Below are 23,805 nucleotides of genomic sequence, written 5' to 3'. Positions count from 1 at the left end.
CCGCGGGAGCCGGATCACCAGACACCTCTCCGCCGGGCAGGTTCGGCCTGTATAAAGGCCCTGGGGACCCAAATTACAAGCTGAGCGGTTGGGATCGCGGAAGGTGGAGCGGGTGAAGGGAATCGAACCCTCGTATTCAGCTTGGAAGGCTGCTGCTCTACCATTGAGCTACACCCGCGTGCCCTTCTGATTGGGTGGTGGGGGAAGTAGGACTCGAACCTACGAAGGCATAGCCAGCGGATTTACAGTCCGCCCCCTTTGCCGCTCGGGACATTCCCCCTTTAGACCCAACCCGAACGCAAAACGCCGAGGCTGTTCTGCGAAGCGCCCGACGTGGCCAAGCGCTCCGTGGCGCTCTTATGGTGACCTGCATGGCCGGTGTCAACCTCAAAGCGCATCGAATCTGACGGGTCGTGAACGGGCACTCCCTGTGCTATGGCGCTACCTTCACCAAACGAGATTCAGACAGCATGAGCGACCGTCCCCTCCAGTCCCGCAAGCCGAGATTCCAACGCCCCCACGGGAAACCCGGTCGTCGCGATGCCCACGCCAGACGTCCGAATTTCGAGATCGACACGACGATCCTCTATGGCTGGCACCCCGTCGTCGAGGCGCTGCGCAACGGCCGACGGACGATTCGCCGCCTCCTGGCAACGGAAAACTCCGCCCGCCGCCTCAGCGAGGAGCTAGGATCTCCCCTGCCCATCGAACCTGAGATCGTCCGCCCGGACGAGATCAACCGCCTCCTGGAACCCGACGCGGTGCATCAGGGCCTCTATGCCGAGGCCGATCCCCTGCCCTCCCCGTCGGTGGACACCTTGAGCGGCAGCCGCGTCGTGCTCGCCCTCGACCAGATTACCGATCCCCACAACGTGGGCGCCATCGTCCGCACGGCCGCCGCCTTCGATGTCGAGGCCATCATCACCACGGCCCGGCACAGCCCCGCCGCGACCGGCGTTCTCGCCAAATCGGCCTCGGGAGGCCTCGAGCATGTCCCCTTCATGATCGTGCGCAACCTCGGCGACACGCTCAACGCCCTCGGAGAACGGGGTTTTCAGCGAATCGGACTCGATTCCTCCGGCGACGCTGATCTCGACGAGGTCGAGATCAGGCTTCCCGTCGTCCTGGTGCTCGGCTCGGAGGGCAAGGGATTGCGGCAGAGGACGCGCGAGTGCTGCGACGTCATCGGCCGGCTGGACATGCCCGGAGCCATCAAGAGCCTGAATGTGTCCAATGCCGCCGCGATCAGCCTTTACGCTGTGGTCAAAGGGGCTTCCAAAAACACCCTCAAGTGAAGGCCGAGCCAGTCGCCAAATATCTGTCGAGACTAAGAAATCGTTCTTCTTCAACAGGCTCTTAGACGGAAGTCGCAAATACCAATTGTGAATTGTGGAAAGGTGGCCCGGAGGTAGCCTTCCATTCGTTGGATTCTTGGTTGCCGAGCGCAGCCACGATGCCGCGGCCCAGGCCTGCACCGCATGGCTTGCGGCTCAGAACCCGGAAAACCGGGAATGAATGGAAGGGAACCCTATGGCAACAGCAGCTACTACGCCTCATGCGGCCGCCGCGACGCGGCCGATGACGCGGGAGGAAAAGAAGGTCATTCTGGCCTCCTCCCTCGGTACCGTCTTCGAATGGTACGATTTCTACCTTTATGGCTCTCTCGCCACGATCATCGGCGCGCAGTTCTTCTCCGCCTTCGACGTGACGACCCGTAACGTCTTCGCTCTTCTGGCCTTCGCGGCCGGCTTCCTTGTGCGCCCGTTCGGCGCCATCGTGTTCGGCCGGATCGGCGACCTGGTCGGCCGGAAATATACCTTCCTGGTTACCATCCTGATCATGGGCTGCTCGACCTTCCTGGTCGGCCTGCTTCCCAGCTACAACCAGATCGGCTGGGTCGCCCCCGTGGTGCTGATCGCCCTGCGCATGCTCCAGGGCCTGGCGCTCGGCGGCGAGTATGGCGGCGCGGCGGTCTACGTGGCCGAGCACGCTCCGGTGGGCCGTCGCGGCTTCTACACGAGCTTCATCCAGATCACGGCGACGGTCGGTCTGCTCCTCTCCCTGGTCGTCATCCTCGTGCTCCGCACCTGGATGGGCGAACAGGGTTTCCAGACCGGTGAAGGCTGGCCGATCGCAGGCTGGCGCATCCCGTTCCTGCTCTCCGTGGTCCTCCTGGCCATTTCAGTCTGGATTCGCCTCCAGATGCAGGAATCGCCGGCCTTCAAGAAGATGAAGGAAGAGGGCACGCAGTCGAAGGCTCCCCTGAAGGAGGCGTTCGGCCAGTGGAGCAACCTCAAGATGGTGCTCATCGCCCTGATCGGCCTCGCCATCGGCCAGGCCGTGGTGTGGTACACGGGGCAGTTCTACGCCCTGTTCTTCATCCAGAGCATCCTGAAGGTCGACCTGCTGACCTCGAACGTGCTGATCGCCTGGTCTCTGATCCTCGGCACCGGCGGCTTCGTGTTCTTCGGCGCGCTGTCGGACAAGATCGGCCGTAAGCCGGTGATTCTCGGCGGCTGCCTGATCGCGGCGATCACCTACTTCCCGCTCTTCGGCGCTCTCACGAACGTAGCCAGCCCGCGGCTGGCTCAGGCGCTCGAGACCGCCAAGGTGCAGGTCGTAGCCGACCCCGCCGCATGCGGCTCGGTGTTCGATCCGGTGGGCATCCGCACCTTCACGGCTCCCTGCGACGTGGCACGCGTGGCCCTCGCCCGCGCGGCCATCAAGTACGAGCTTGTGCCGGCTGCCGCAGGAACGCCCGTCAAGGTGACGTTCAACGGCACGGAAGCTCCTCTCGCGGCCGCGGTTCCGGCCAACATCACGGCCTTCACCGAAGCTGCCGTTGGGGCAGGTTACCCGAAGGCGGGCGATCCGAGCATCGTGAAGGTCAGCGGCTTCTTCGGGGCTCTGGGCAACGCTCAGGCTCTCAAGGCGATCGGAATCCTGACGCTCTTCGTGATCTACGTCACGATGGTGTACGGCCCCATCGCGGCGGCCCTGGTGGAATTCTTCCCCACCCGCATCCGCTACACCGCGATGTCCCTGCCTTACCACATCGCCAACGGCTGGTTCGGCGGCCTTCTGCCCCCGACCGCCTTCGCCATGGTGGCAGCCACGGGCGACATCTACTACGGCCTCTGGTACCCGATCGTGATTGCCCTGGTGACCTTCGTGGTCGGCCTGCTCTTCGTGCCGGAAACCAAGGACCGGGACATCATGACCTTCGAAGGCGTCGGCGCGAAGCGCTGACCTTCGACAGACCGGACCAAAAGGGAAAGCCCCGCCTCACGGCGGGGCTTTTCATTTCGGCTTTCTGGAAGGAGAACCCTTCAGTAGCAGGTGGTCACGCGACGGACGATCCAACCTTCGCCCTCCACGAAAAGGCGCTTGCGGGAAATGCTGCAGGCGTTGTCGCTCGGGGAATTCGTCTCGATGGACGACGTTGTCTCCACATCCTTTGCGGCCATCGCCGTTACCTGCTTCTCAGGCTTGGCCGCCACGCCGTGACCCGCGTGAGTGGCCTGCGCCTGATCCGCAGCGATGCCGAAACCAAGAGCAACCGCCAGCACGGCGAGAGCCCTGACGGCTGCAGACGGCAAGATCCTATTCCCAGAAGAAGCCTCTGAGACCTTCATAACACCAACTCCATGACCATGTTTTCCTGACAATCCCAGAATCGGTTCATGGTTTCGGTGTGCTGGAACACTAAATATTTACGTTTGTGTGGAACTTGCGTCCTACGCCACGGACTGCTACCTGAGCACCGTGACGTCAGCCGGTGTAGCACAGCGGTAGTGCAGCGGTTTTGTAAACCGAAGGTCGGGAGTTCGATCCTCTCCACCGGCACCACTCCCCCTGTCGAGTGGCGAAACTCTTCTAACATAATATGAAACGTGAATACGCCCTCCCCGACGGATGCCTATGCGGCGTTGTCGGCGGGCTCGACCGTCGCAGTTCTGAAATGGGCGGAACGCCTCAGTAGAGGGCGAAGCTCAGATAGACGGCGACAAGCAGGGCCAGGAAGCTCAGTCCGAGGGCAACCATCAAGGCCAGCCAAAGTGATCTCGTGTCGTCGGCATCCATTACGCGCCCCCATCACAACTTTCTCGGTAAACGATGGATGGCCCCGGCTTATTCCCGGCGTGTATGGACTAAATCTCTGCGGCCTGAAGTTTCATGAGCAGATTCCTGTGGGCATACCAATCTCCCAGCGTCTCCCGCATCTCTTGCAGTGCCGCCTTGGCGGCATCTGCAGCCTCAGCCTCCCAAGTCAGCTCCTGAATGAGTGTGATCTGATCGGAGATCCGCCGTTTGAGGTCGTTGATGTCCTTCGTGAGCCTTCCCAGCTCGTCCGGAAGTTCGATTGAAGAGCCATTCGTCCTGAGGGATTGGCCGGGTAAACCTTCTTCAAGCTTGAGCATAGGCCCGGCATAGCGCGTCAGTCGCCGAGAGCCAAGCCGCGGACCTCAGCTGGCGCGGTGGCTCCTGCGCCAACACTCTACCCAGTCGGCGCCTCCCGGCTTGCCCGCCGGGGTAGCCCACCTGCCCAGGCAGCGCCTACATGAATGCGGCTTAGGCTACGCGCTCCATGTCGTGACGGAGGCGCAGATGGATGTGCTGTTGCTGAACGTGATGGGCTCGGCGGCCGTAGCCTCTGCAGTCGTCGCCGCCGTCATGGCGAACCGGCTATCGAGAGAACTCGCCGGTTCGTAGCCCATGGATCGGCATTCTGGCTAAGCCCGAGCGCCAGGGATCCTATGGACGGGCGGTCTGGATCCCGCCGATCGCGAGCCGATGCAAGGGCGGCGAGGTGTCACCGAATCCGCTCCTTGCCCCAGTTCTCGTGAGCCGCCCGGTCGGATACTTCCTGTTCGACACGATTCAGCCTGCGGCGCCGGCTCCCGAACACGGCCATGAAGATGCCGATCAGCAAAGGTCCGCCGATGATCACCAGGCCCCAGACCCAGCCGTCCGCGATATCCCAATCCATATATCGTCTCCCTGCGGAGGACTGTATGCGACAGTCCCAGCGTCTCACGGGCTAACAGGAATGCTGAGTCGTTGTTCCCAGCTCGGTTGCGCATAGGCAAATGCGTCCGCGCGGATTAGACAGTCGCCAGACCATAGGCCGAGCCAGCCCCATAGAGACCCATGCCGATTCCTGTTTCAGACCCTGACGACCCGCGGATCGAAGCCTATCGGGCCGTTCGAGAGCGTGACCTCGCCGGGCGGGAGCACCGTTTCGTTGCGGAAGGAGAAGTCGTCCTCAGGGTTCTCTCGAAGCAGTTCCGCTTCAGGATCGAATCGCTTCTGCTGGCGGAAAGCCGGCTCGAATCTCTGAGAGATATCCTGGACGGGCTTTCGCCTGAAATCCCGGTCTATACTGCGAACAGAACCGTGATGGATGCCATCGTGGGTTTTCCGATCCACAGGGGCATCCTGGCCGTCGCTCACAGGGCTCCCCTGCCGCCGGTCGAGGAATTGCTCGCGCGGATGCCCGAAAATGCGCTGGTCGTCGGACTGGTCAGCCTGGCGAACCATGACAATGTCGGAGGCATTTTCCGCAATGCGGCAGCTTTCGGAGCCGAAGCGGTTCTGCTCGACCGGGAGACCTGCGATCCGCTTTATCGCAAGGCTATCCGCGTTTCGGTCGGGGGAGCGCTGGTGGTGCCCTACACGCGAGCAGCGTCCGCCGATGCCATGGTGAAGGCCCTTCAGGCGGCCTCCTTCGACGTGATGGCCCTGTCCCCATCGGGCAAAGAGATCCTCTCGCAGGTCCGGCCTTCGCGGCGGACGGCCCTGCTCCTCGGGGCGGAAGGCCCCGGCCTCCCACCGGCGCTTCTCGCCCAAACCCGCACCGTCTCCATCCCCATGAGCGGCGGGTTCGATTCGCTGAACGTGGCGACAACCAGCGGGATTGCCCTGCACCACCTGGCAAGCGCCGCGGCCCGTCCTGCTCTCTGACTTGTGAAAATCCTGTCCCTTGTCTCCAAGCCTGGCCGTTCTAGGCTTCCGTTCCCACGCCTGGAGATGATGCTCTCATGACACTCACACGCCGTACCATTCTCGCCGGCACCGCCCTCGCGGCCGCTCCCTTCTCAGGACCAGCCCTGGCTCAGTCCACCTCCCCCGCCTCGACCCCGGGGGCCGGGCCCCGTCAGGCCCCCGGCTTCTATCGCTACAAGGTCGGTGACATCGAGGTGACGGCCATCAATGACGGTGTCGCGCCGCGCCCTCTCGAAGGTTTCATCCGCAACGCGGACCTCCCGGCCGTTCAGCAGGCGGCCCGCGAGGCATTCCTGCCGCAGGACACGATCCAGAACACGTTCACGACCCTTGTCCTGAACAATGGCGGCCGCCTGACCTTGATCGATACGGGCAACGGGGATTCAGGGGCCCCGACCACAGGCCGCTGGATGGCGAACTTCCGCGCGGCCGGGTTCGATCCCGCCCAGGTGAACACTGTCGTCATCAGCCACTTCCATGGCGATCACATCAACGGGCTGCGCCTGAAAGACGGCACGGCAGTGTTCCCGAACGCCGAGGTCATGGTGCCGGCAGCCGAATGGGCCTTCTGGATGGATGATGCCCGCATGAACCAGGCTCCGGAAGGCGCAAGGGGCGGCTTCCAGGGCGCCCGGCGCGTCTTCGGCCCCATTGCCAGGGACGTGAAGCAATACGAGACGGACAAGGAGGTCGTGCCTGGACTGACGAGCATCGCCGCTCCCGGTCACACCCCGGGCCATACGGCCTACATGCTCTCCTCAGGCTCGGGCCGGCTGCTGATCCTGTCGGACACGGCGAACCACCCCGCGCTCTTCGTCCGCAACCCGGACTGGTCAGCCATTTTCGACATGGATGCGGACCAAGCGCGCGCCACCCGCCGCAAGATGCTCGACAGGGCCGCTTCCGAGCGGGCGCAGGTCGCGTTCTATCACGCACCTTTCCCGGCCACGGGCCACATCGCGAAGGAAGGCAACGGCTTCCGCTTCGTGCCTGTGCAGTGGAGCCCTGCCGTTTAACGGCGATCCACGGACGTTTCCCCGATCAGCCACTCCAAGGTGGCGGCATCCGCGCCGGTCGGCTCGATGAAGAGGATGACCGGCGTCTCGTATGGATGTCGCTCCTTGAGCGCGCGATGGACCTGATCCTGAAGGCCCCTGACGGTCTTCAGGATGGCGACCGCCTCCTGCCCCCGTTCGATGCCGCCCTTCCATGCATAGACGGATCGCATCCCCGGCAGAACATTGATGCAGGCGATCAGTTGATCCCGGACGAGTCCTTCGCCTGTCGACAGGGCGATGTCCACATCGGGAAAGGTCGTATAGACGAGAAGTGGGCGATCCATGCTATGCCTGTCCTCCGCATCCGATGGGACGCCACGAGGGTAACTGGGCATGGCCCGCCGTTTCAACAATATCGCATTCGTCGCCAGCGAGGCGCCCGACGCTCAAAGCGCGCTGAAGACCCTGCAGGCCCTGTATACCAACGTCGTTCCCGAGGAGGCCGATGTTATCGTGGCCCTCGGCGGCGACGGGCTGATGCTGCAGAGCCTCCATAGGTTCATGGGCACCTCCAAGCCCATCTACGGCATGAACAAAGGCACAGTCGGCTTCCTGATGAACGATTATCGGGAAGAAGACCTGTTCGAGCGGCTCGAAGAGGCAGAGCGCAGCGTTGTTCACCCCCTGCTGATGGTAGCCTGGGACGTGCATGGGGTCGCTCACACGGCGCGGGCCATCAACGAGGTCGCCATGTTCCGGCAGACCTATCAGGCCGGCAAGCTTCGCATCAGCGTCGATTCCCACGTCCGCATCGCCGAACTGATCGCCGACGGCATCCTGGTTGCGACTCCGGCCGGTTCGACGGCCTATAATCTCTCGGTCGGCGGAACAATCCTGCCGCTCAATGCGCCCCTCTTGGCCCTGACGCCGATCTCTGCCTTTCGCCCTCGGCGCTGGCGCGGTGCGCTCCTGCCGGACTACGCCAAGATTCAGATCGAAGTTCTGGAAGCCGAGAACCGCCCCGTCAGTGCGGTGGCCGACCACACGGAATTCCGCAATGTTTCCCATGTGCATGTATCCATGGACCGCAGCGTCGACCTGGTGATGCTCCACGATCCCGGCCACAGCCTGGACGAACGGATCCTGCGGGAGCAATTCGGCTATTGATGCCGCAAAGGCATGGTAACCAACATGCCGCTCGAAACGATGAGGTTACGTCATGAGCGATGAGAGCAGACACCCGAGGGGTGGCCTTTATTTCGAGGACTTCGTCGTCGGAACGACCATCAGGCACCGTCTCACGAGAACGGTGACGCAGATGGACAACATGCTGTTCTCCAACATGACCCTGAACCCGCAGCCGCTCCACATCGACGCGCATTTCTGCGCCACCGAGACGGAATGGGGTAAGCCGCTCATGAACTCCCTGTTCACGCTCGGCCTCCTGATCGGGATCTCCGTCAACGACACAACGGTGGGCACGACCATCGCCAATCTCGGCATGACGGACGTGAAGTTCCCCGCGCCCCTGTTCGAAGGCGATACCATCAATGCGACGACGGAGATCGTCGCCAAGCGCGAGTCGAAATCGCGCGCCGATGCAGGCATCGTCGACTTCATTCACCGTGCCTACAAGCAGGACGGGACGCTCGTGGCCGAATGCCGCCGGCAGGCTTTCATGCGCAAGAGGAATGCGTGATGCGCTCATTGCTTTTCGTGCCGGGTGACAGCCTAAGGAAGCTCGAGAAGGGCTTGGGTTCGGGAGCCGACGTGCTCCTCATCGACCTGGAGGACTCGGTTGCACTCGATGCCAAGGAGGAGGCCCGGCGCATCACGGCCGCCTTTCTTGCCGAGCAGCGGCAGGAAGCACGACGTCCCCGCCTCTTCGTGCGCGTCAACGGACTGACCACGGGCCTCATCGACGAGGATCTCGACGACGTCATGAAGTCCGCGCCCGATGGGATCGTTCTACCCAAGACGGTCGGAGGCCCGGACGTCGCGCATCTCGGTGCGAAGCTGGCGGTGCGCGAAGCGGAATTCGGCCTGGATGACGGGGGCACGCGCATCCTCGCCATCGCCACGGAGAATGCCGCCGGCGTGTTTGCGCTCGGCACCTTCGCAGGCGCGAGTCACCGGCTCATGGGCCTGACCTGGGGCGGCGAGGACCTGTCGGCCGATCTCGGCGCCGAGGCCAATCGCACGCATGACGGCGTCTATACGGACCCATACCGACTCGCCCGCTCGCTCACCCTTTTCGGGGCTGCGGCGGCAGGCATCGACGCGATCGATTCCGTGTTCACCAATTTCCGCGACATGGACGGCCTTGAAGCCGAATGCCTGACGGCCCGGCGGGATGGCTTCGTCGCCAAGATGGCGATCCATCCGGCTCAGGTGCCGGTGATCAACGAGGCTTTTACACCATCCGCCGAAGCCATCGAGCGAGCGCAGTCCGTGATAGAGGCCTTCAAGGCCCATCCGGGAGCGGGCGTCGTGGGGGTCAACGGCGAAATGCTAGACCGGCCGCACCTCCTGCGTGCCGAGCGCCTTCTGAGGCGCGCGGGCCGGGTTGCGTAAATCATCAATTCCTTCAGGCTGCGAAACCCCTTCCGCGAAGTTCCGCCTGCAGTCGCTATGCCAAGAAGACCTGGAGCTATCGCGTGACTTCGTGAGGCTTGGATAACGAAAGAAGACTAGAGCTGTTTCCACTGACGTGGAATCACCTCTCTTGTTTGACCGCACTTTTCGGCGGTGAACCGGATCCACTTCACCGAAAAATGCTCTAAGTCTCCGTTGAAATTGCTAATACAGGCTTCTCTCAATTGAAGCTGTACCGAACGCCCAATCGCATCTCGTGGGCACCGATCGATTCCATATCAACTCCGATCCCTGTGTCATAAGAGCGTGTTTTCACGGCGCCCAGACTGGCGTAGCGGTATCCAAGATCGAGTGAGAAATTCGACGATAGCTGATAACCGACGCCAGCCATCAGCGCCCAGGCGAGACTGAAATCGTCGCCTCCTGCGATGCGTACGGCGGTTTCTATCCCTGTTGCCGGATCATAGGTCGCCAGCACCTGACGAGAGAAAATGTTGTGCGCTATGCCGACACCCGCACCAACATACGGGGTGAAGCCCATAACTGGCCTGAAATCGAGATAGCCGTTCACCATGAATGTCGAGGACTGGAACTGGGCCTGATCCGTTATGGATACCGCATTGAGAGAGGCTGGAGCTACGACACCTTTGAAGCGCGCGTCGAAAGCATGATCCAGCGTCACGTCCGCGCGGACATTGGCATTGAAGCGGTACCCGACGCCGGCCCCAACGACAGCAGTGTTGTTCAGGCTCTCGTGACTGATATTGCTGATAGCAGGCTGATTGGCGAAGTCCGCCTCGGGGTGCTTGTAGTCGACGTAGCCCACTGTCCCTCGTAGATACAGACCGCGAGAGCTTTCTCTGTAGTCACGCCCCATAGAAGACGAAGATACGAATACACGCGAAAGATCAGCCGCCACGGCGGCGGAACTTGTCACCGCGAAAAGGCACGTCAGGGCCGCAATATTGATCGTTTTCATCGAAGCACTTCTCTACTCACCGGAACACGCACTGCCACGTTATCTCGGCAGTATTGAAATGATATTCCGGATCGATGAAGAATGCGTTAAGCTTAAAACTTAATCCGATCAGGCCGTTCAGTAAGGGTCCCATCGAGTCGCGAAATAAGCCGTCGGCGAGCGCGTCGATATACGGGCAACAGGTATTCGCTCCCTGTCGAGGCTTGCCAATAAGCACAATCTAATAATTTGAGAGGGGATTATTGTTCTGAACTGGCATCTACAAATTTCATTGATCCAGCAATCGCCTCGATGAGAGGCTTTCCTTCAACATCGTATATGTTCGACCACTATCATGATCTAATAGATCTAATATTAGATCATGCAGCCCCACAGGACTACTTGAAAATAAATTCCTCCTGAAAATAAGGAGACCGGGTAATAGAAACCTGGAACATTATGCAATTATGCAAATATATAATGCATTAATGCGCCCTATATATCGTCACCCCACCTCATCGGAACAAAACTACCATCACACCGAGTTGAGAAAAGACATGCGCATCTTAAACAGACTAATGATTTGATATTCCTATATTTTATTGAAAAGCTCGGTGTAATATGCTTGATAAATTTCATTCGCAAGCCGCGCTTGGAACACCCGTTACAGGGTTCACAGCTTCATAAAGTGACCTCTCGTCACCTGCCCTTCACTCGCTAGGGGCAGAAAACGGCCTAAATGGGCTCGACAATTAACATTATATCATTATTGAAATAGGACCTGTTAAAAGGATGAAGGGACCCGCATCCCATGACCCAATCCGCACTTTGGGTTCAACTGTGATTGTGATTTGGCGCAAGCATTGGAGAAGGCCATGCGTATAGGTCTTATCGCCGACGACGATAGTTACTTTAGAATGGCAGTCAGTGCGATCCTGACGACGCAGCTCGGATTCTCGCAGATTATTGAGGCAGGATCCCTCAACGAAGCTCTCGAACTTCTCGATCGCAACTCTGACGTTTCCGTGGCGTTGCTCGATCTTTCAATGCCTGGAATGACCACGCTGACGAACCTGCGCATGGTTCGTGAGAATTTTCCGAACGCAAGGGTTGCGGTCGTCTCTGGCTCCCAATCTCGCCGCGATATTCTTTCGTCACTCGAAGCCGGCGTTCACGGATACGTTCCCAAAAGCCTCAGCGTTGCGGAATTGACGGGAGCGCTCCGAGCCGTCCTCGAAGGGAATCTGTATGTCCCCTCCTTGCTAGCGGACGTTGATGCCATCTCGGAGGAAGAGGTCCATGAAAAACGTGGTCTCGTGGAGACGGACGAGGCCGATCCCGTCTACATGCTTACAAGACGCCAGCAAGAGGTTCTTGAACTGCTCATAAAGGGCAAATCAAACAAGGAAATCGCATTGGCTCTCAAGCTCGGCGAAGGAACTGTGAAAGTCCATCTCGCAGCGATCTTTCGGCATTTCGGCGTCAACAACCGGGCGGCAGCGGCCGTTGCGGCCACACGCGCATACCTGGGCGATTCTCATTCAGCTCACGCTCATTGAATAGATCGAGAACATCCATAAGGGCGCGAGCTGACGGACAGGAATCACATGCCCAGGAAAGCCGCGATAGGATGGCTGCATCATAGAAGTCTCGTTTGGCGGTTTCTCCTCATCGGCGTTGCTGCTCTTGCCCCCCTGGTGGCTGCTCTCGTTCAGTTTGCCGGCAACGAACGTGACTGGGCTATTCGTGTTACTCATGAACGTGCTGAGTTCTTTGCCTCCTACGCCGTAACCAACCAGCGCAAAATCGTTGATGACGCTCAAGTCGTGTTGAGCGTCATTGCCGACATGCCGGAGGTTCGAGCTGGCGGTTCTGCATGTGACGCGATCCTGTCACGTCACGTCACGATCCATCAATGGGCGACCTCACTTCAGCTCTCCGATCTCACAGGCAATGTGATTTGCGCAGACACGCCTGCCATCAAGAACGCCGACCTGAGCGGCCGTGAGTCCTACAAAAGGGCCATTCAGGAGCGTGCCTTTGCCCTTGGCGATCTCGGAACCGACCAGAAGACCGGCACCCTGACGATGACGGCCGCATTTCCGATCATCCATGATGGGCAGGTAACCGGCATTCTTTCTTTGGAGATTGCATCAAATCTCTTTCTCGGTGCCTCGGCGCAGGATGGCTTCCCTGCGGACATCAGCATGTTCCTGATCGACCAAGATGGAATGCTTCTCATGCATTATCCGCCCATGGGCGATCTCATTGGAACAAGTATAGGCAATCGTCCTGCGGCGCAGAGAGCCATCGCCCAGCCTCAGGGAGTGAACGAAGTTCCAGATCTGAGTGGAAAACTTCGCCTGTTCGTCTTTCGACCGCTTCCATATACGAATGCCGTCCTTGCACTCGGCATCAATCACAACTCGGTTATCGGGGAGATCAATGGCGTCCTTCGTTTCCGCTTGAGCCTGATCACGCTTATTATCGGCGGATCCATCATTCTGGGCATCCTTGGAGCGGAACTGCTTATCCTCCGTCCATTGCGCGACCTGATTTATACCGCCAGGGCTCTCGAACACGGAGATTTCACCGTAGTGTATCCGGAGGGCGGCGCTGGCGAGGTTCGACTTCTTGGACGGGTCCTCAACCGCATGGGGAAGGTGGTATCCGACCGTGAGCATGAGCTCATGGCGGCAAAGAACATTGCAGAAAGAGCTTTAGACGAAGCAAGACTCGCCAACAATGCGAAGACCGACTTCCTGGCGACCATGAGTCATGAGTTTCGCACACCCCTGAACGGCATCATTGGCTATACGGAGCGCCTTCTTGATGGGGATCTCGATGTACAGCAGCGTCGATATGCAGAGTTGATCCAGATCTCAGCCTCAGCCCTTTTGACCGTCGCCAATGATGTCCTGGATTTATCAAGCATCGAGGCCGATCAAATCGTCCTTCAACAAGAGCCATTTTCACTCATTGCTCTTATCGACAATACTGTCTCGATCGTCAGCAGCATCATTGAGAAAAAAGAAGTCGAGCTTCGGACCGAATGGGATTCCGACATCCCCAGCATCCTTGTCGGCGATGAAACGCGCCTTCGCCAGATCCTGCTCAATCTTCTAAACAATGCGGTCAAATTCACCCGTGAGGGCCAAATTACGGTTCGCGCGCAGTATAAGGGTTCATCGCCCCAGGGCGAATCCCTTCAGATCTCCGTTATCGATACCGGGATCGGGATCCCATCTGAGAAGCGCGATCGCCTGTTCAAGCGCTTTTCTCAAATCGACCATTCCATCAGTCGCGAGTTCGGGGGAACTGGCCTCGGGCTCGCCATCTCGAAACGTTTGGTCGAACTGATGGGCGGCGAGATCGGCGTCGAAAGTGAAGAGGGTCGCGGATCAATATTCTGGATAGAGCTATCGCTGCCGCGTGGTGAGTATACTCTCGCCCCACAGAACCTCATCGCGAATACTCCAAAAGCGAAACCATCTCGAATTCTTTTGGCCGAGGATATAGAAGTCAACCAGGAGCTCGCGAAATTTCTGATCGAAGCCGAGGGCCACGAGGTCGATATCGCCTGGAACGGGAGCGAAGCCATAGAGGCCGTTCGACGCAAGACCTATGACCTTGTATTGATGGACGTACAGATGCCTGGCATGGATGGACTTGCGGCCACGCAGGCAATCCGTGCATTGCCCCCTCCCCTGAGCAGTGTTCCGATCATCGCAATGACAGCGAACGTATTGCCTCAGCAAGTCAGGCAGTTCAAGCGAGCTGGCATGGACGATCATATCGGCAAGCCCATGAAGCGAGAGGACTTGCTCCGAAAACTTGGCGAGTGGTTGCCTGTCAGCGAGCAACCTGAAACCATTCAAGACAAGCCACTTGCTACTACCACAGCAAGCATCGCCAGTTCCGGCTTCGACGAGAAAAGCTTCTTGGAATTCCGGAGCATGATGGGTCCTGAGCGGGTCGGATTGTGGCTAGCCCGATTGGACGAGCAGTTGCAGGTCCTGATTGCGAAGGAAAGCAAATCTCTGGACCGCGAGCAGCTCGCCAAACAGGCTCACTCACTTATCTCGCAAGCTGCTCTTCTGGGTTTCTCAGACCTTGCGAGGAAATGCACCGAACTCGAGCAAGCCTGCAACAACGGCGTGAGGCTATCGGGTCCCCTCAAAAGCGCATGCCAAGCCGCGAATGAAGTTAGGGCTGTCCTTATGCGGATAGGATAATCTCTGCGAACTACGTCCTGTTAGATCTTAATCTAGTCATGAGTCGCGGCGAGACAGAGTACGCCCATGAAGTAGGGGGCGGTTTCCTCTGACCTGCCCCTGAGATTTCCCTCCAACTGGAGTTAGAGTCCGGCCCATCATAAGGACGGACCATGAAGCGTTCACGGTTTACGGAAGAACAGATCATCGGGATCCTGCGCGAGCAGGAGGCTGGGGCAAAGGCGGCCGATCTGTGCCGCAAGCACGGCATGTCGGAAGCCACCCTGTATAACTGGAAGGCCAAGTACGGCGGCATGGACGTCTCGGACGCCAAGCGCCTCAAGGCGCTGGAAGACGAGAACGCCAGACTGAAGAAGCTGTTAGCCGAATCCATGCTGGATGCCTCGGCCCTGCGCGATCTCCTCTCAAAAAAGTGGTAGGGCCCGCCGCGAAGCGCGAAGCCGTCGCGCACCTGCAGGCCGGCTTCGGCCTGTCGGAGCGGCGGGCCTGTACCCTGATCGGGGCTGACCGAAGCACGATCCGATACCGCTCATGCCGGCCGGACGATGCCGTCTTGCGCGGCCGCCTGCGTGACCTGGCGCGGGAACGGCGTCGGTTTGGTTATCGGCGGCTGTTCGTGCTGCTTCGGCGTGAGGGCGAGACGGCGGGTCTCAACCGGATCTACCGCCTCTACCGTGAGGAGGGTCTGGGCGTTCGCAAACGTCAGGCACGTCGGCGGGCGGTCGGCACGCGAGCGCCCATTCTGGTGGAGGCGAAGGCCAATGCGCGCTGGTCGCTGGACTTTGTCCATGACCAGTTCGCGAACGGCCGGCGCTTTCGCATTCTGAACGTCGTCGATGACGTGACACGGGAGTGCCTGGCGGCGATCCCCGACACCTCGATCTCAGGCAAGCGGGTCGCCCGGGAGCTGACGACCCTGATTGAGCGACGCGGCACGCCGGGGATGATTGTGTCCGATAACGGCACCGAACTGACCTCGAATGCCATCCTCGCCTGGTGCACCGAGCACCGGATCGAGTGGCATTACATTGCCCCAGGCAAGCCGATGCAGAACGGCTACATCGAGTCGTTCAACGGCCGCATGCGCGATGAACTGTTGAACGAGAGCCTGTTCTTCGGACTGGATCATGCCCGCGAGCTGATCGCCGCCTGGGTCGAGGATTACAACACCGAGAGACCCCACTCTTCCTTGGGTTATCAGACGCCGCAGGCGTTCTCCAAAGCCCTACGAACCGCAAGGGACCATCGCGCTGCGCAACGGACAGGCTCCGCGCGCTGGCCCCTTGCTCCTGTCGCGCCATGCGGCCTATCACCGGTCGAGGCTCTAAACGCCATTGGATGAAGCTTCGGTGGCAGGTCAATGCCCCCCTGTTTCAGAGCAGGGATAAGGGCCAGAACGACTCAGACGTATCAAGCGTGCGCGAGACATAAAATCGCGCACGTTTCGTTTTGAGGCATCGGTTCCGCTGGGCGGTGTGGGCTCTTAGGTTATCCTGGAGAGTCTAACTGTAATTCAAGATTGCCTTTTGGAGGCTCTCTTGGGTGTGATGGACCGCTTGGGGCTCAACAATGATCACTGGGCGCAGCTCGCGCCGCTGATCATCGGTCGTCCCGACCAGAAGGGCTTGACGGGCCGCGACAACCGGATGTTTGACCAGGGCGTTCTATGGATCGTGCGTACCGGCTCGCCTTGGCGCGATCTGCCCGCGGTGTTCGGCGAGTGGAACAGTGCCTTTCATCGGTTCAGTCGCTGGAGCGCCAAAGGGGTCTGGTAGCGCATGTTCATAGCCCTATCGGACGATCCGGACTTCGAATACTTGATCGTCGATTGACCACCGTGCGCGCTCACCCGCATGCGGACGGGACCAAAAGGGGGCCTGAAGATCAGGCCCTTGGTGCTCACGCGGTGGCCTGAGCACCAAGATCCACATGGCGGTGAGGGGCCGGGCTGTCCCGTTCGCTTCCGCCTCACCCGCTGGCCATTCCGGTGACGCGCCCCATGCCGATCTACTGGTGGGGGGACTGCCCGCCCAAGTGGTGATGGCCGATGCCGCCTATGACTTCGATCGCCGGCGTCAGAAATTTGCCGCAAAGCGCGCTGTCGCCGTGTTCCCGAACAATCCGTCGCGCGCCCACAAGCACCCGCTCGACAAGCATCTTTATGCTCAGCGCCACCTCATCGAGTGTTGCTTCTCAAAGCTCAAGCAGTTCCGTCGCGTCGCCACACGCTTCGAGAAAACGGCCAGGAACTACCTAGCCGTCGTCACTCTCGCAGCTATTGTCTTATGGCTACGATAAATGTCCACACCACCTAGCGGTGGCAACCCACAAGAACTGGCTTGAGGCGCACAGCGGCCTCAATATGGAGGACCTGAAGGAGCACAAGGAGAATCTACTCCGCGAAGCCGCTTAGCCAACCTGACCGAACGCCCCGCTTTGCCGAACTCCACGCACACAATCTGCATTTGATGGGTTGGATTGGCCCAATTAGCACCGCGTTCATGAACGCCCGAACCTTGCCGTTCTCAAAAAGCCAATTCGACCGGACCATCTCACTCTTGCCGTCTATATAGGAGCGGCCGATGAACAGACACAAACAATCGGGTCTCGCCATGCTCGGAGCGTGAAAGATGGTCTGGAATGTTGGCCAACCCCCGTCAGGTCGGCGCCTGCTCTCTGGCCGGCATCTGCGATTGGCTGCTGACATCGCCGGGTTCCTCGCGCCGGGGCAGATGGCTTCCGCTCACCCAGCGCACGATGTCGAGCATGACGGCCGACAGAGCCTCGTCGAGGGCGCGGGCGGCGTTCGGGGCGTCCACGGCGCTGGCGGGGACCCGGGCGCGGAAGATGCGGCCGTTGACGATGCGGCCATTCTGATCGGCGACGATCTTCACGGAGATCTCGGCCACGGCCTCATTCTCGGGAGTCGCGATCTCGAACCGGCGCAGCTCCGAGATGAGCTGAACATCGGCCACGGCGCCGCTGCTCGGGCGGGACACGCCCCTGAGCTGTGAGGCGTTCTCGAACGTATTGATCAGGCGTGTCTGGATCAGGCGCGGCAGGTTATCGGCCCACTGCCCTCCCCCAATGAAGGATACGGAGCCGCTCGCATCCTTTACCAGGATCTGCTGGGTCGAGAGCGCCTGGAGGGCTGCGGGTTCGTTGACCAGAACCTGAACGCCGGCCGCTCCCCGGATCCGGGAGGTCGGGGCCGAGAGGTCGAAGGTCGCCGGTGCGGGACCTGACGAGCAGGCGCCGGTCAAGGCAGCCAGAACCAGCACTGGGGCAAGGCCCCGGAGCAGGCCGGCTCGTTCAGTCTGGGAAGGTGACACTGGGGATCCACGCATGAAGGTTACTTAACGGCGTCCATTGTATTGGGGGAGATTGGGACTGCCACCGAAAATAAACTGCTGTGGATTACGCTCGATGCTGCGGACCGCGCGGCTGATGTCGCCCAGCGTCTTGCGCCCTTCCACGGCCAGAGCCTCGTACTCCCGCAAACCCGACTCCGTGAACCGGTTGACGCCGCCGAGGATGCCTTGAATGCCCTCGGTTCGGGTGTTGAGGTCGGTGGCGAGTTCGCGCACGGCCACGGCCGCCGCGCGGATTTCGTCGAAGGCTCCCTTGCCGGATTCACCAGAGGCAGAGCCGAGGAACTTCTCGGCCCCCGCCAGCACGCTGTCGATCTTGTCGGCCGATTTGTTGAGCTTCTCGGTGATGGAGCGCGCTTCCTGGATGGCCTTATCGATATCCGGGCTGCGACGGCTCAGAGTTTGAGTGAAGGTATCCACGTTGTCGACCGTGCGGCCGATCTTGGCCGGATCGATAGCCTTGGTGACTGCTGCGATCTCGGCCACGGCCGAATCGAGCTTCGGCGCAGTCTCGTTCAACCGTCCGATCAGGCTCGCCGCATCCTTGAGGGCGTCGCTCACGACCTGCCGGTTCTCTCCAAGCGCCGTGGTAAAGTTGTCGACATTCTCGACGATGCGGGCGACCCGCTGGCGATCGACGGAGCGGACCACCTCATCGACATTCGTCGCCAGGGTCTCAAGCTTCTCTGCGAGCGGCCCCACCTTCTCGGCCGCCTGCCCGACCTGGGCCAGGAAGCGGTCGATGCCCTCGGCATTCTCGCCCAGGGCCTGGGAGAAGCGCTCCACGTTCTGAACCGTGCGGTTGATGGATCCCTCGTTGTCCGCAATAACCCGCCCCACGCGCTCGAGCACGTCGTCGGCCCGGCGGGCAATGTTGCGCGCGGTCTCGATGAGGTCCTGAAAATCGGAACGGTCGGCGAAGATCGTCGGCATGGGCTGGCCCGGGCCGGCCACCAGGGGCGGAGCGCCCGCCTCGCCGCCCGACAGGCCGACATTGGCTACGCCGGTCAGCCCCTGGTACTCCAGGCGGGCCCGCGTGTCGGAACGGATCGGCGTGTTGCTGTTGACCGTGGCGATGGCGACCACGCGGCGGGGATCTTCCGGCAGGAGGTCGAGGCTCGTCACTTCGCCGACCCGCAGGCCGTTGAAGGACACGCTCGATCCCTGGGACAACCCGGACACCGAGCCGGAGAACACGATGCGGATGTTCTGGCGCGCCTGTCCCCGCTCCCCTCCGGAGAACCAGTAGACGAAGCCGAAGGCGGCTGCGATCACCGCCAGGGTGAAGAGGCCGATCAAGGCGTAGTTTGCACGCGTTTCCATCTTTGCCCTTACGCGCCGCCGGCCATGACCGCGCGTGCCCGTTTTCCATGAAAGTAAGAGCGGAGCCACGGGTGATTCGATTCCAGCATCACCTCGATGGGACCCTCCGCGAGAATTTTTCCCTCGCCCAGAGCTGCTATGCGGTCGCAAACCGAATAGAGGCTGTCCAAGTCATGGGTTACCATGAATACGGTCAGGCCTAAAGTCCGCTGTAACGTCGCAATAAGGTCGTCGAACTCGCCGGCGCCGATAGGATCGAGGCCCGAGGTCGGCTCGTCGAGGAAAACGATCTCAGGGTCGAGGGCCAGAGCCCGCGCGAGGGCCGCGCGCTTGATCATGCCTCCGGACAGTTCCGAGGGCAGCTTGTCGGCCGCGTCGGGATTGAGACCCACCATCTCGATCTTGAGCATCGCCAGTTCGTCGAGGAGCCGGTCCGACAGGTGCAGGTATTCCCGCATCGGAACCTGTATGTTCTGCTTCACGGTGAGGGCCGAGAACAGGGCGCCCTGTTGGAACAACACGCCCCAGTGCCGCTCCAGCTGGCGGCGCCCCTCGGCGGAGAGTTCATCGAGGTTCTGGCCCAGCACCTCGATGGTGCCTGCCCGCTTGGGGACGAGCCCGAGGATGGCCCGGGTCAGGACCGACTTGCCCTGGCCAGAGCCGCCTACGAAGCCCAGGATCTCTCCGCGATAGACGTCGAGATCGAGGCCCTTCAGGATCGTCCTGTCTCCGAAGCCGACCTCGACCCCGCGGACGCGGATGATCACGTCGCGGTTCTCCAGGGAATCGGGGTGGCGGCGTTCGAGCATCATCTCAATAATTTATCGCTGCAAAGAACATGGCAAAGAGGCCATCGAGCACGATGACCATAAAGATGGCCTTCACCACCGAGGATGTGACGTGGCGGCCCAGGGATTCGGCGGAACCGGCTACTGCCAGGCCTTCCAGGGTCGCGATGATGCCGATCACCAGGGCCATGAACGGTGCCTTGATCATGCCCACCAGGAAGGTGTTCATCCCCACGGCAGCACGGAGGCGGTTCAGGAAGATGTCCGGACTGATATCGCCATAGACCCAGGTCGTGAGCCCGCCTCCGACGAGCGCCGCGATGGACGCGATGAAGCTCAGGAGCGGCAGGCCGATCACCAGCGCCATGATGCGCGGGACGATGAGAACCTCGATGGGATCGAGCCCCATGACCCGCAGGGCATCGATCTCTTCCCGCATCTTCATGGAGCCGATCTCGGCCGTGAAGGCCGACCCCGAGCGGCCCGCCACCATGATGGAGGTCAGCAGCACGCCGAGCTCGCGCAGGACCAGGATGCCGATCAGGTCGATGACGAAGGGCGTCGCGCCGAATTTCACCAGCTGGAAGATGCCCTGCTGCGACACGATGCAGCCGACGAGGAACGAGATCAGGACGATGATCGGCACGCCGCGATAGGCGATCTGCTCCAGCTGATTGATCACGGCCGTGCCCCGGAAACGGCTGGGATGAAGGATCACGCGGATCATCGCCGAGACGAGCTCGCCCAGGAAGCCGACGCCGCCGACCATATCCTTGCCGGCTCCGGCGACGCTCTGGCCCACATCGACGAGGAAATCCACGAAACGGGAGTGCTTTGGCTTCGGCTCGCCCTGAAAGTCCCGGTAGGAGGCCTCGTCGAGGAGGATCTTCTGCTCGGGCGAGGCATTGGCAAAATCCACCTGCCCCTTGGCGGACAGCTCGTGCCGGGCCCGATTGAGCGTCCAGGCGCCGAGAGTGTCGAGACGCTCGACCCCACTCAGATCGAGGACGAGGGGAAAGCTCTCGGCCTCGGCACCGATCTCGTCCGCCAGGGCCTCGACCTTCTGGGCATGCGGTGCCGTCCATGGACCGGCGAGCCGGACCGTCATCGGCCTCCCGGCACGGTCGATTGTGACTTCCGGCTCTCGAGCCAAGGTGCCCTGCGCCACGATCATCCCTTCGGCGTTGATTCCGCTTGGTGATAGCGTGTCGTTGCGCCACAAGTCGAGACGAAGTTAAGCAGAGACCGAAGAGAATGCGTAAGCTCACCGTTTCCATCGACCGTTTCCCCATCGCCGGGAAGTTCACGATCGCCCGCGGCTCCCGGACCGAGGCGGTCGTCGTGACGGCAACGATCTCCGAGGGCGGCACCGTCGGGCATGGCGAGTGCGTGCCCTACCCCCGCTACGGCGAGACGGTCGAGGGCGTGGCCGCGGCCATCGAGGCCATTGCCCCCCAGATCGAGGCGGGGCTGACGCGAGAAGCTCTTCAGAACCTGATGCCTGCGGGAGCGGCGCGGAACGCGGTCGACTGCGCCCTCTGGGATCTCGATGCCAAACGTTCCGGTATCCGCGCCCATCTGACCGCGGGGCTGACCCGCTGGCCGCCGGCAACCACGGCCTACACGATCAGCCTCGGCACGCCCGAAGAAATGGCGGAAGCGGCCGCCAGGGCGGCGCAGCGGCCGATCCTCAAGGTGAAGTTCGGTGCTCCCGACGGCGACATCGAGCGGATCAGAGCCGTCCGCCGCGCCGCCCCCCAGGCAACCCTGATCGCCGATGCCAACGAGGGCTGGACCGAGGATAACCTGGAAGCGCACCTCGCCGCCTGCGCGGACGAGGGCTATGCCCTGGTGGAACAGCCCCTGCCCGCCAAGGCCGACGAATATCTGAGACGTATCTCGCGCCCTGTCCCGATCCTGGCCGACGAGAGCGTGCACGACCGGGCAAGCCTCGACCGGCTGACCGGACTCTACGAGGTCATCAACATCAAGCTCGACAAGACCGGCGGCCTGACGGAAGCGCTGGCCCTGGCCGATGCGGCGGAAGCCAAGGGCTTCTCGCTCATGATCGGCTGCATGGTCGGCACCTCGCTCGCCATGGCGCCGGCCCTCGTGCTCGCCCCCCGCGCCCGTTTCGTGGACCTCGACGGCCCTCTCCTCCTCGCCAGGGACCGGGAGCCGGGCCTGCGTTATGAAGGCAGCATCGTCTACCCGCCGGAGCCTGCGCTCTGGGGTTGATTCTTCTGAAGGCGGGTGGCCATCAGCATCAGGACGAACCCTACGGCTCCCAAGGGAGCCATCGCGGCGAAGACGCCGGAACCCGCTTCGCTGTAGATGAGGCCGCTGACGACCGTCGATGCCGCGGTCGTCAGGGCTGCCAAGGAGCCATAGATCCCCTGCGCCCGTCCCTTTGCCGTCATGGGCGCGAATGCCGCCAGTGCCGCCATGGTGCCGATATGGGTGGCGGCGAAGGACAGGCTGTGCATGGTCTGCAGCACGAACATGACCTCCGTTCCCGGCTGCAGGGACATGATGGTGAAGCGGATGGCCGCCGCAGCCGATCCAAGCATGATCAGGCCGATGCCCGAGTTCCGGCCCACATGACGGCCGAGATAAATGAAGACCAGGATCTCGGCGACAACCCCGGCCGCCCAGAAATAGCCGATGACGGCATCGGAGAAGCCGACGGAACGCCAATAGATGCTGGCGAAGGCATTGAGCGCCCCATGGCTCGCCTGCGTCACCGCCCCGGCGATCAGGACCAGCCAGAGGATCCTGGACAGCCTGGCAGGCTCATCCGCTTTCTGCACGTCGCCGTGGCTTGAATGCTCGGGAGCCTCGTTCGGAACGGCCACCAGGGTGGCCGTGATCCCCAGGATCGGAATGACGGTCAGGGCGATGATCACGACATCCGGCCCGAAGGCGCCGACCAGATACCCGCCCACGATGTTGGTAATGAAGAACGCCACGGAGCCTGAGCCCCTGATCCGGCCGTAGTTCAAGCCGGGATGCTTCTGCACCGCGTTGGTGGAGACGAGATCGTTGCCCGGAATGATGCAGGACTGCGCGACCGCGACGAGAGCCACCAGGGCAATGATGGCCCAGGTAGCATCGACGAGAAGAAAGAGCGGAAAACCGATCAGCTGACCGAAATGGCTGGCCAGAAGCAACCGTCGTGCCCCGAAAGACCGGTCTGCGAGGCTCATGAGCGGCGCCGTCGCCAGGATCCGCATGACGATGGGGATAGCGACCACGAAACCGATCACGGTCGGCGACAGAGCCTTGCTCTGAAGCCAGAGCGGGAAGAACGGGAGGTACATCCCGTGACTGGTGAAACTGGCGGCCTGCAACGCACCCAGGCGAACTTCCAGTGCTTTGAACGGATGCATCAGGGCTCTGATCTTCTGAAATGGAAAAATGGGGCCGAACAAAGAACGCGGTGCAAGACTCCCACTGAAAGCCTTACAGGGGTTGAGCTTGCAGGCAGTTTGCACACATCTGTTGGAGACAGGAATCAAACCCGGCAAACAT

At 61.2% G+C, this 23,805-nt stretch carries 23 protein-coding genes and 3 tRNA genes; 14 read left to right on the top strand and 12 right to left on the bottom strand.

The features are described from left to right. Window positions 1–104: 104 nt before the first annotated feature. Both H0S73_RS10500 and H0S73_RS10495 read right to left on the bottom strand, forming a co-directional pair. Window positions 105–178, bottom strand: a tRNA-Gly gene (locus H0S73_RS10500). Window positions 179–195: 17 nt separating this feature from the next. Beyond that, window positions 196–280, bottom strand: a tRNA-Tyr gene (locus H0S73_RS10495). 190 nt (window positions 281–470) lie between these two features. Between H0S73_RS10495 and H0S73_RS10490 the strand changes: the two genes are divergently transcribed. After that, the gene (locus tag H0S73_RS10490) at window positions 471–1,295 is read left to right on the top strand and encodes a TrmH family RNA methyltransferase (RefSeq protein WP_181052122.1); all 825 of its coding nucleotides are present in this window, start codon (window positions 471–473) and stop codon (window positions 1,293–1,295) included. Between the two features lie 235 nt (window positions 1,296–1,530). Continuing rightward, window positions 1,531–3,249 (top strand): MFS transporter, encoded by a 1,719-nt coding sequence (locus H0S73_RS10485; protein WP_181052121.1) that lies wholly within the window; start codon window positions 1,531–1,533, stop codon window positions 3,247–3,249. Window positions 3,250–3,329: 80 nt separating this feature from the next. Here H0S73_RS10485 and H0S73_RS10480 read toward each other — a convergent pair whose 3' ends face one another. Next, window positions 3,330–3,599 carry a hypothetical protein gene (locus H0S73_RS10480; RefSeq protein ID WP_246388815.1) on the bottom strand — a complete coding sequence of 90 codons (270 nt, stop codon included), beginning with the start codon at window positions 3,597–3,599 and terminating at the stop codon, window positions 3,330–3,332. A gap of 175 nt (window positions 3,600–3,774) precedes the next feature. Between H0S73_RS10480 and H0S73_RS10475 the strand changes: the two genes are divergently transcribed. Beyond that, window positions 3,775–3,849: transfer RNA gene (locus H0S73_RS10475), tRNA-Thr, on the top strand. Window positions 3,850–4,151: 302 nt separating this feature from the next. Here the strand turns inward: H0S73_RS10475 and H0S73_RS10470 are convergent. Together H0S73_RS10470 and H0S73_RS10465 are read right to left on the bottom strand one after the other, a co-directional pair. Continuing rightward, window positions 4,152–4,421 (bottom strand): hypothetical protein, encoded by a 270-nt coding sequence (locus tag H0S73_RS10470; protein WP_181052119.1) that lies wholly within the window; start codon window positions 4,419–4,421, stop codon window positions 4,152–4,154. A 392-nt stretch (window positions 4,422–4,813) separates the two neighbouring features. Beyond that, a complete protein-coding gene (locus H0S73_RS10465; RefSeq protein WP_181052118.1) occupies window positions 4,814–4,990 on the bottom strand; it encodes a hypothetical protein in 177 nt (58 codons plus the stop codon). Between the two features lie 161 nt (window positions 4,991–5,151). On the opposite strand from H0S73_RS10465, the gene H0S73_RS10460 reads away from it, so the two are divergent. Further along, entirely contained in the window at window positions 5,152–5,964 is an 813-nt protein-coding gene (locus H0S73_RS10460) for a TrmH family RNA methyltransferase (protein ID WP_181052117.1), read from the top strand. Between the two features lie 77 nt (window positions 5,965–6,041). After that, a complete protein-coding gene (locus H0S73_RS10455; RefSeq protein ID WP_181052116.1) occupies window positions 6,042–7,022 on the top strand; it encodes an MBL fold metallo-hydrolase in 981 nt (326 codons plus the stop codon). Here H0S73_RS10455 and cutA read toward each other — a convergent pair. After that, complete coding sequence (cutA, locus tag H0S73_RS10450; RefSeq protein ID WP_181052115.1) at window positions 7,019–7,348, bottom strand: divalent-cation tolerance protein CutA; 330 nt, start codon at window positions 7,346–7,348, stop codon at window positions 7,019–7,021. The two genes, H0S73_RS10455 and cutA, sit on opposite strands and share 4 nt — an antisense overlap. 49 nt (window positions 7,349–7,397) lie before the next feature. On the opposite strand from cutA, the gene H0S73_RS10445 reads away from it, so the two are divergent. The 3 genes from H0S73_RS10445 to H0S73_RS10435 are packed head-to-tail and all read left to right on the top strand — an operon-like array spanning window position 7,398 to window position 9,578. Then, window positions 7,398–8,171 (top strand): NAD kinase, encoded by a 774-nt coding sequence (locus tag H0S73_RS10445; RefSeq protein WP_181052114.1) that lies wholly within the window; start codon window positions 7,398–7,400, stop codon window positions 8,169–8,171. A gap of 52 nt (window positions 8,172–8,223) precedes the next feature. Then, entirely contained in the window at window positions 8,224–8,703 is a 480-nt protein-coding gene (locus tag H0S73_RS10440) for a MaoC family dehydratase (RefSeq protein WP_181052113.1), read from the top strand. Further along, window positions 8,703–9,578: an HpcH/HpaI aldolase/citrate lyase family protein gene (locus H0S73_RS10435; RefSeq protein WP_181052112.1), complete on the top strand. Its 876-nt coding sequence runs from the start codon at window positions 8,703–8,705 to the stop codon at window positions 9,576–9,578. Before H0S73_RS10440 ends, H0S73_RS10435 begins: the two co-directional genes overlap by 1 nt. 241 nt (window positions 9,579–9,819) lie before the next feature. Here H0S73_RS10435 and H0S73_RS10430 read toward each other — a convergent pair whose 3' ends face one another. Next, complete coding sequence (locus H0S73_RS10430) at window positions 9,820–10,578, bottom strand: outer membrane protein (protein ID WP_181052111.1); 759 nt, start codon at window positions 10,576–10,578, stop codon at window positions 9,820–9,822. An 854-nt stretch (window positions 10,579–11,432) separates the two neighbouring features. Here H0S73_RS10430 and H0S73_RS10425 point away from each other — a divergent pair. From H0S73_RS10425 to H0S73_RS26345, 5 genes are all read left to right on the top strand, one after another. Beyond that, window positions 11,433–12,116 (top strand): response regulator transcription factor, encoded by a 684-nt coding sequence (locus tag H0S73_RS10425; protein ID WP_181052110.1) that lies wholly within the window; start codon window positions 11,433–11,435, stop codon window positions 12,114–12,116. Between the two features lie 48 nt (window positions 12,117–12,164). Further along, window positions 12,165–14,792, top strand: coding sequence for a hybrid sensor histidine kinase/response regulator (locus H0S73_RS10420; RefSeq protein WP_181052109.1), 2,628 nt, complete (start codon window positions 12,165–12,167; stop codon window positions 14,790–14,792). A gap of 152 nt (window positions 14,793–14,944) precedes the next feature. Continuing rightward, window positions 14,945–16,134, top strand: a protein-coding gene (locus H0S73_RS10415) for an IS3 family transposase (protein ID WP_425488187.1) whose coding sequence is annotated in 2 segments (ribosomal slippage) — window positions 14,945–15,197 and window positions 15,197–16,134 — 1,191 coding nt in all. Because the reading frame shifts where the segments join, the coding sequence is not laid out codon by codon here. A gap of 205 nt (window positions 16,135–16,339) precedes the next feature. Continuing rightward, window positions 16,340–16,567: a transposase gene (locus tag H0S73_RS26350; RefSeq protein ID WP_425488221.1), complete on the top strand. Its 228-nt coding sequence runs from the start codon at window positions 16,340–16,342 to the stop codon at window positions 16,565–16,567. A gap of 154 nt (window positions 16,568–16,721) precedes the next feature. After that, window positions 16,722–17,090: a transposase gene (locus H0S73_RS26345; RefSeq protein WP_425488186.1), complete on the top strand. Its 369-nt coding sequence runs from the start codon at window positions 16,722–16,724 to the stop codon at window positions 17,088–17,090. Window positions 17,091–17,449: 359 nt separating this feature from the next. Here the strand turns inward: H0S73_RS26345 and H0S73_RS10405 are convergent, their stop codons facing one another. From H0S73_RS10405 to H0S73_RS10390, 4 genes are read right to left on the bottom strand one after another with little or no spacing between them, the layout of a single operon-like run. Further along, a complete protein-coding gene (locus tag H0S73_RS10405) occupies window positions 17,450–18,124 on the bottom strand; it encodes an ABC-type transport auxiliary lipoprotein family protein (protein ID WP_343058310.1) in 675 nt (224 codons plus the stop codon). A gap of 24 nt (window positions 18,125–18,148) precedes the next feature. Then, entirely contained in the window at window positions 18,149–19,486 is a 1,338-nt protein-coding gene (locus H0S73_RS10400) for an MlaD family protein (RefSeq protein ID WP_181052106.1), read from the bottom strand. An 8-nt stretch (window positions 19,487–19,494) separates the two neighbouring features. Further along, on the bottom strand, window positions 19,495–20,295 hold the full coding sequence (locus tag H0S73_RS10395) for an ABC transporter ATP-binding protein (protein ID WP_181054302.1): 801 nt from the start codon (window positions 20,293–20,295) through the stop codon (window positions 19,495–19,497). 4 nt (window positions 20,296–20,299) lie between these two features. Further along, a complete protein-coding gene (locus H0S73_RS10390) occupies window positions 20,300–21,448 on the bottom strand; it encodes an ABC transporter permease (protein ID WP_281369156.1) in 1,149 nt (382 codons plus the stop codon). An 80-nt stretch (window positions 21,449–21,528) separates the two neighbouring features. Between H0S73_RS10390 and dgcA the strand changes: the two genes are divergently transcribed. Continuing rightward, window positions 21,529–22,512 carry an N-acetyl-D-Glu racemase DgcA gene (dgcA, locus tag H0S73_RS10385; protein WP_181052104.1) on the top strand — a complete coding sequence of 328 codons (984 nt, stop codon included), beginning with the start codon at window positions 21,529–21,531 and terminating at the stop codon, window positions 22,510–22,512. Here dgcA and H0S73_RS10380 read toward each other — a convergent pair. Continuing rightward, entirely contained in the window at window positions 22,482–23,663 is a 1,182-nt protein-coding gene (locus tag H0S73_RS10380) for an MFS transporter (protein ID WP_181052103.1), read from the bottom strand. The genes dgcA and H0S73_RS10380 overlap by 31 nt on opposite strands. Between the last annotated feature and the right edge of the window lie 142 nt (window positions 23,664–23,805).

The organism is Microvirga mediterraneensis (assembly GCF_013520865.1).
Taxonomy (GTDB): domain Bacteria; phylum Pseudomonadota; class Alphaproteobacteria; order Rhizobiales; family Beijerinckiaceae; genus Microvirga; species Microvirga mediterraneensis.
Note: the sequence above shows the minus strand (reverse complement) of the source record. Positions and strands in the feature narration are given on the sequence as shown.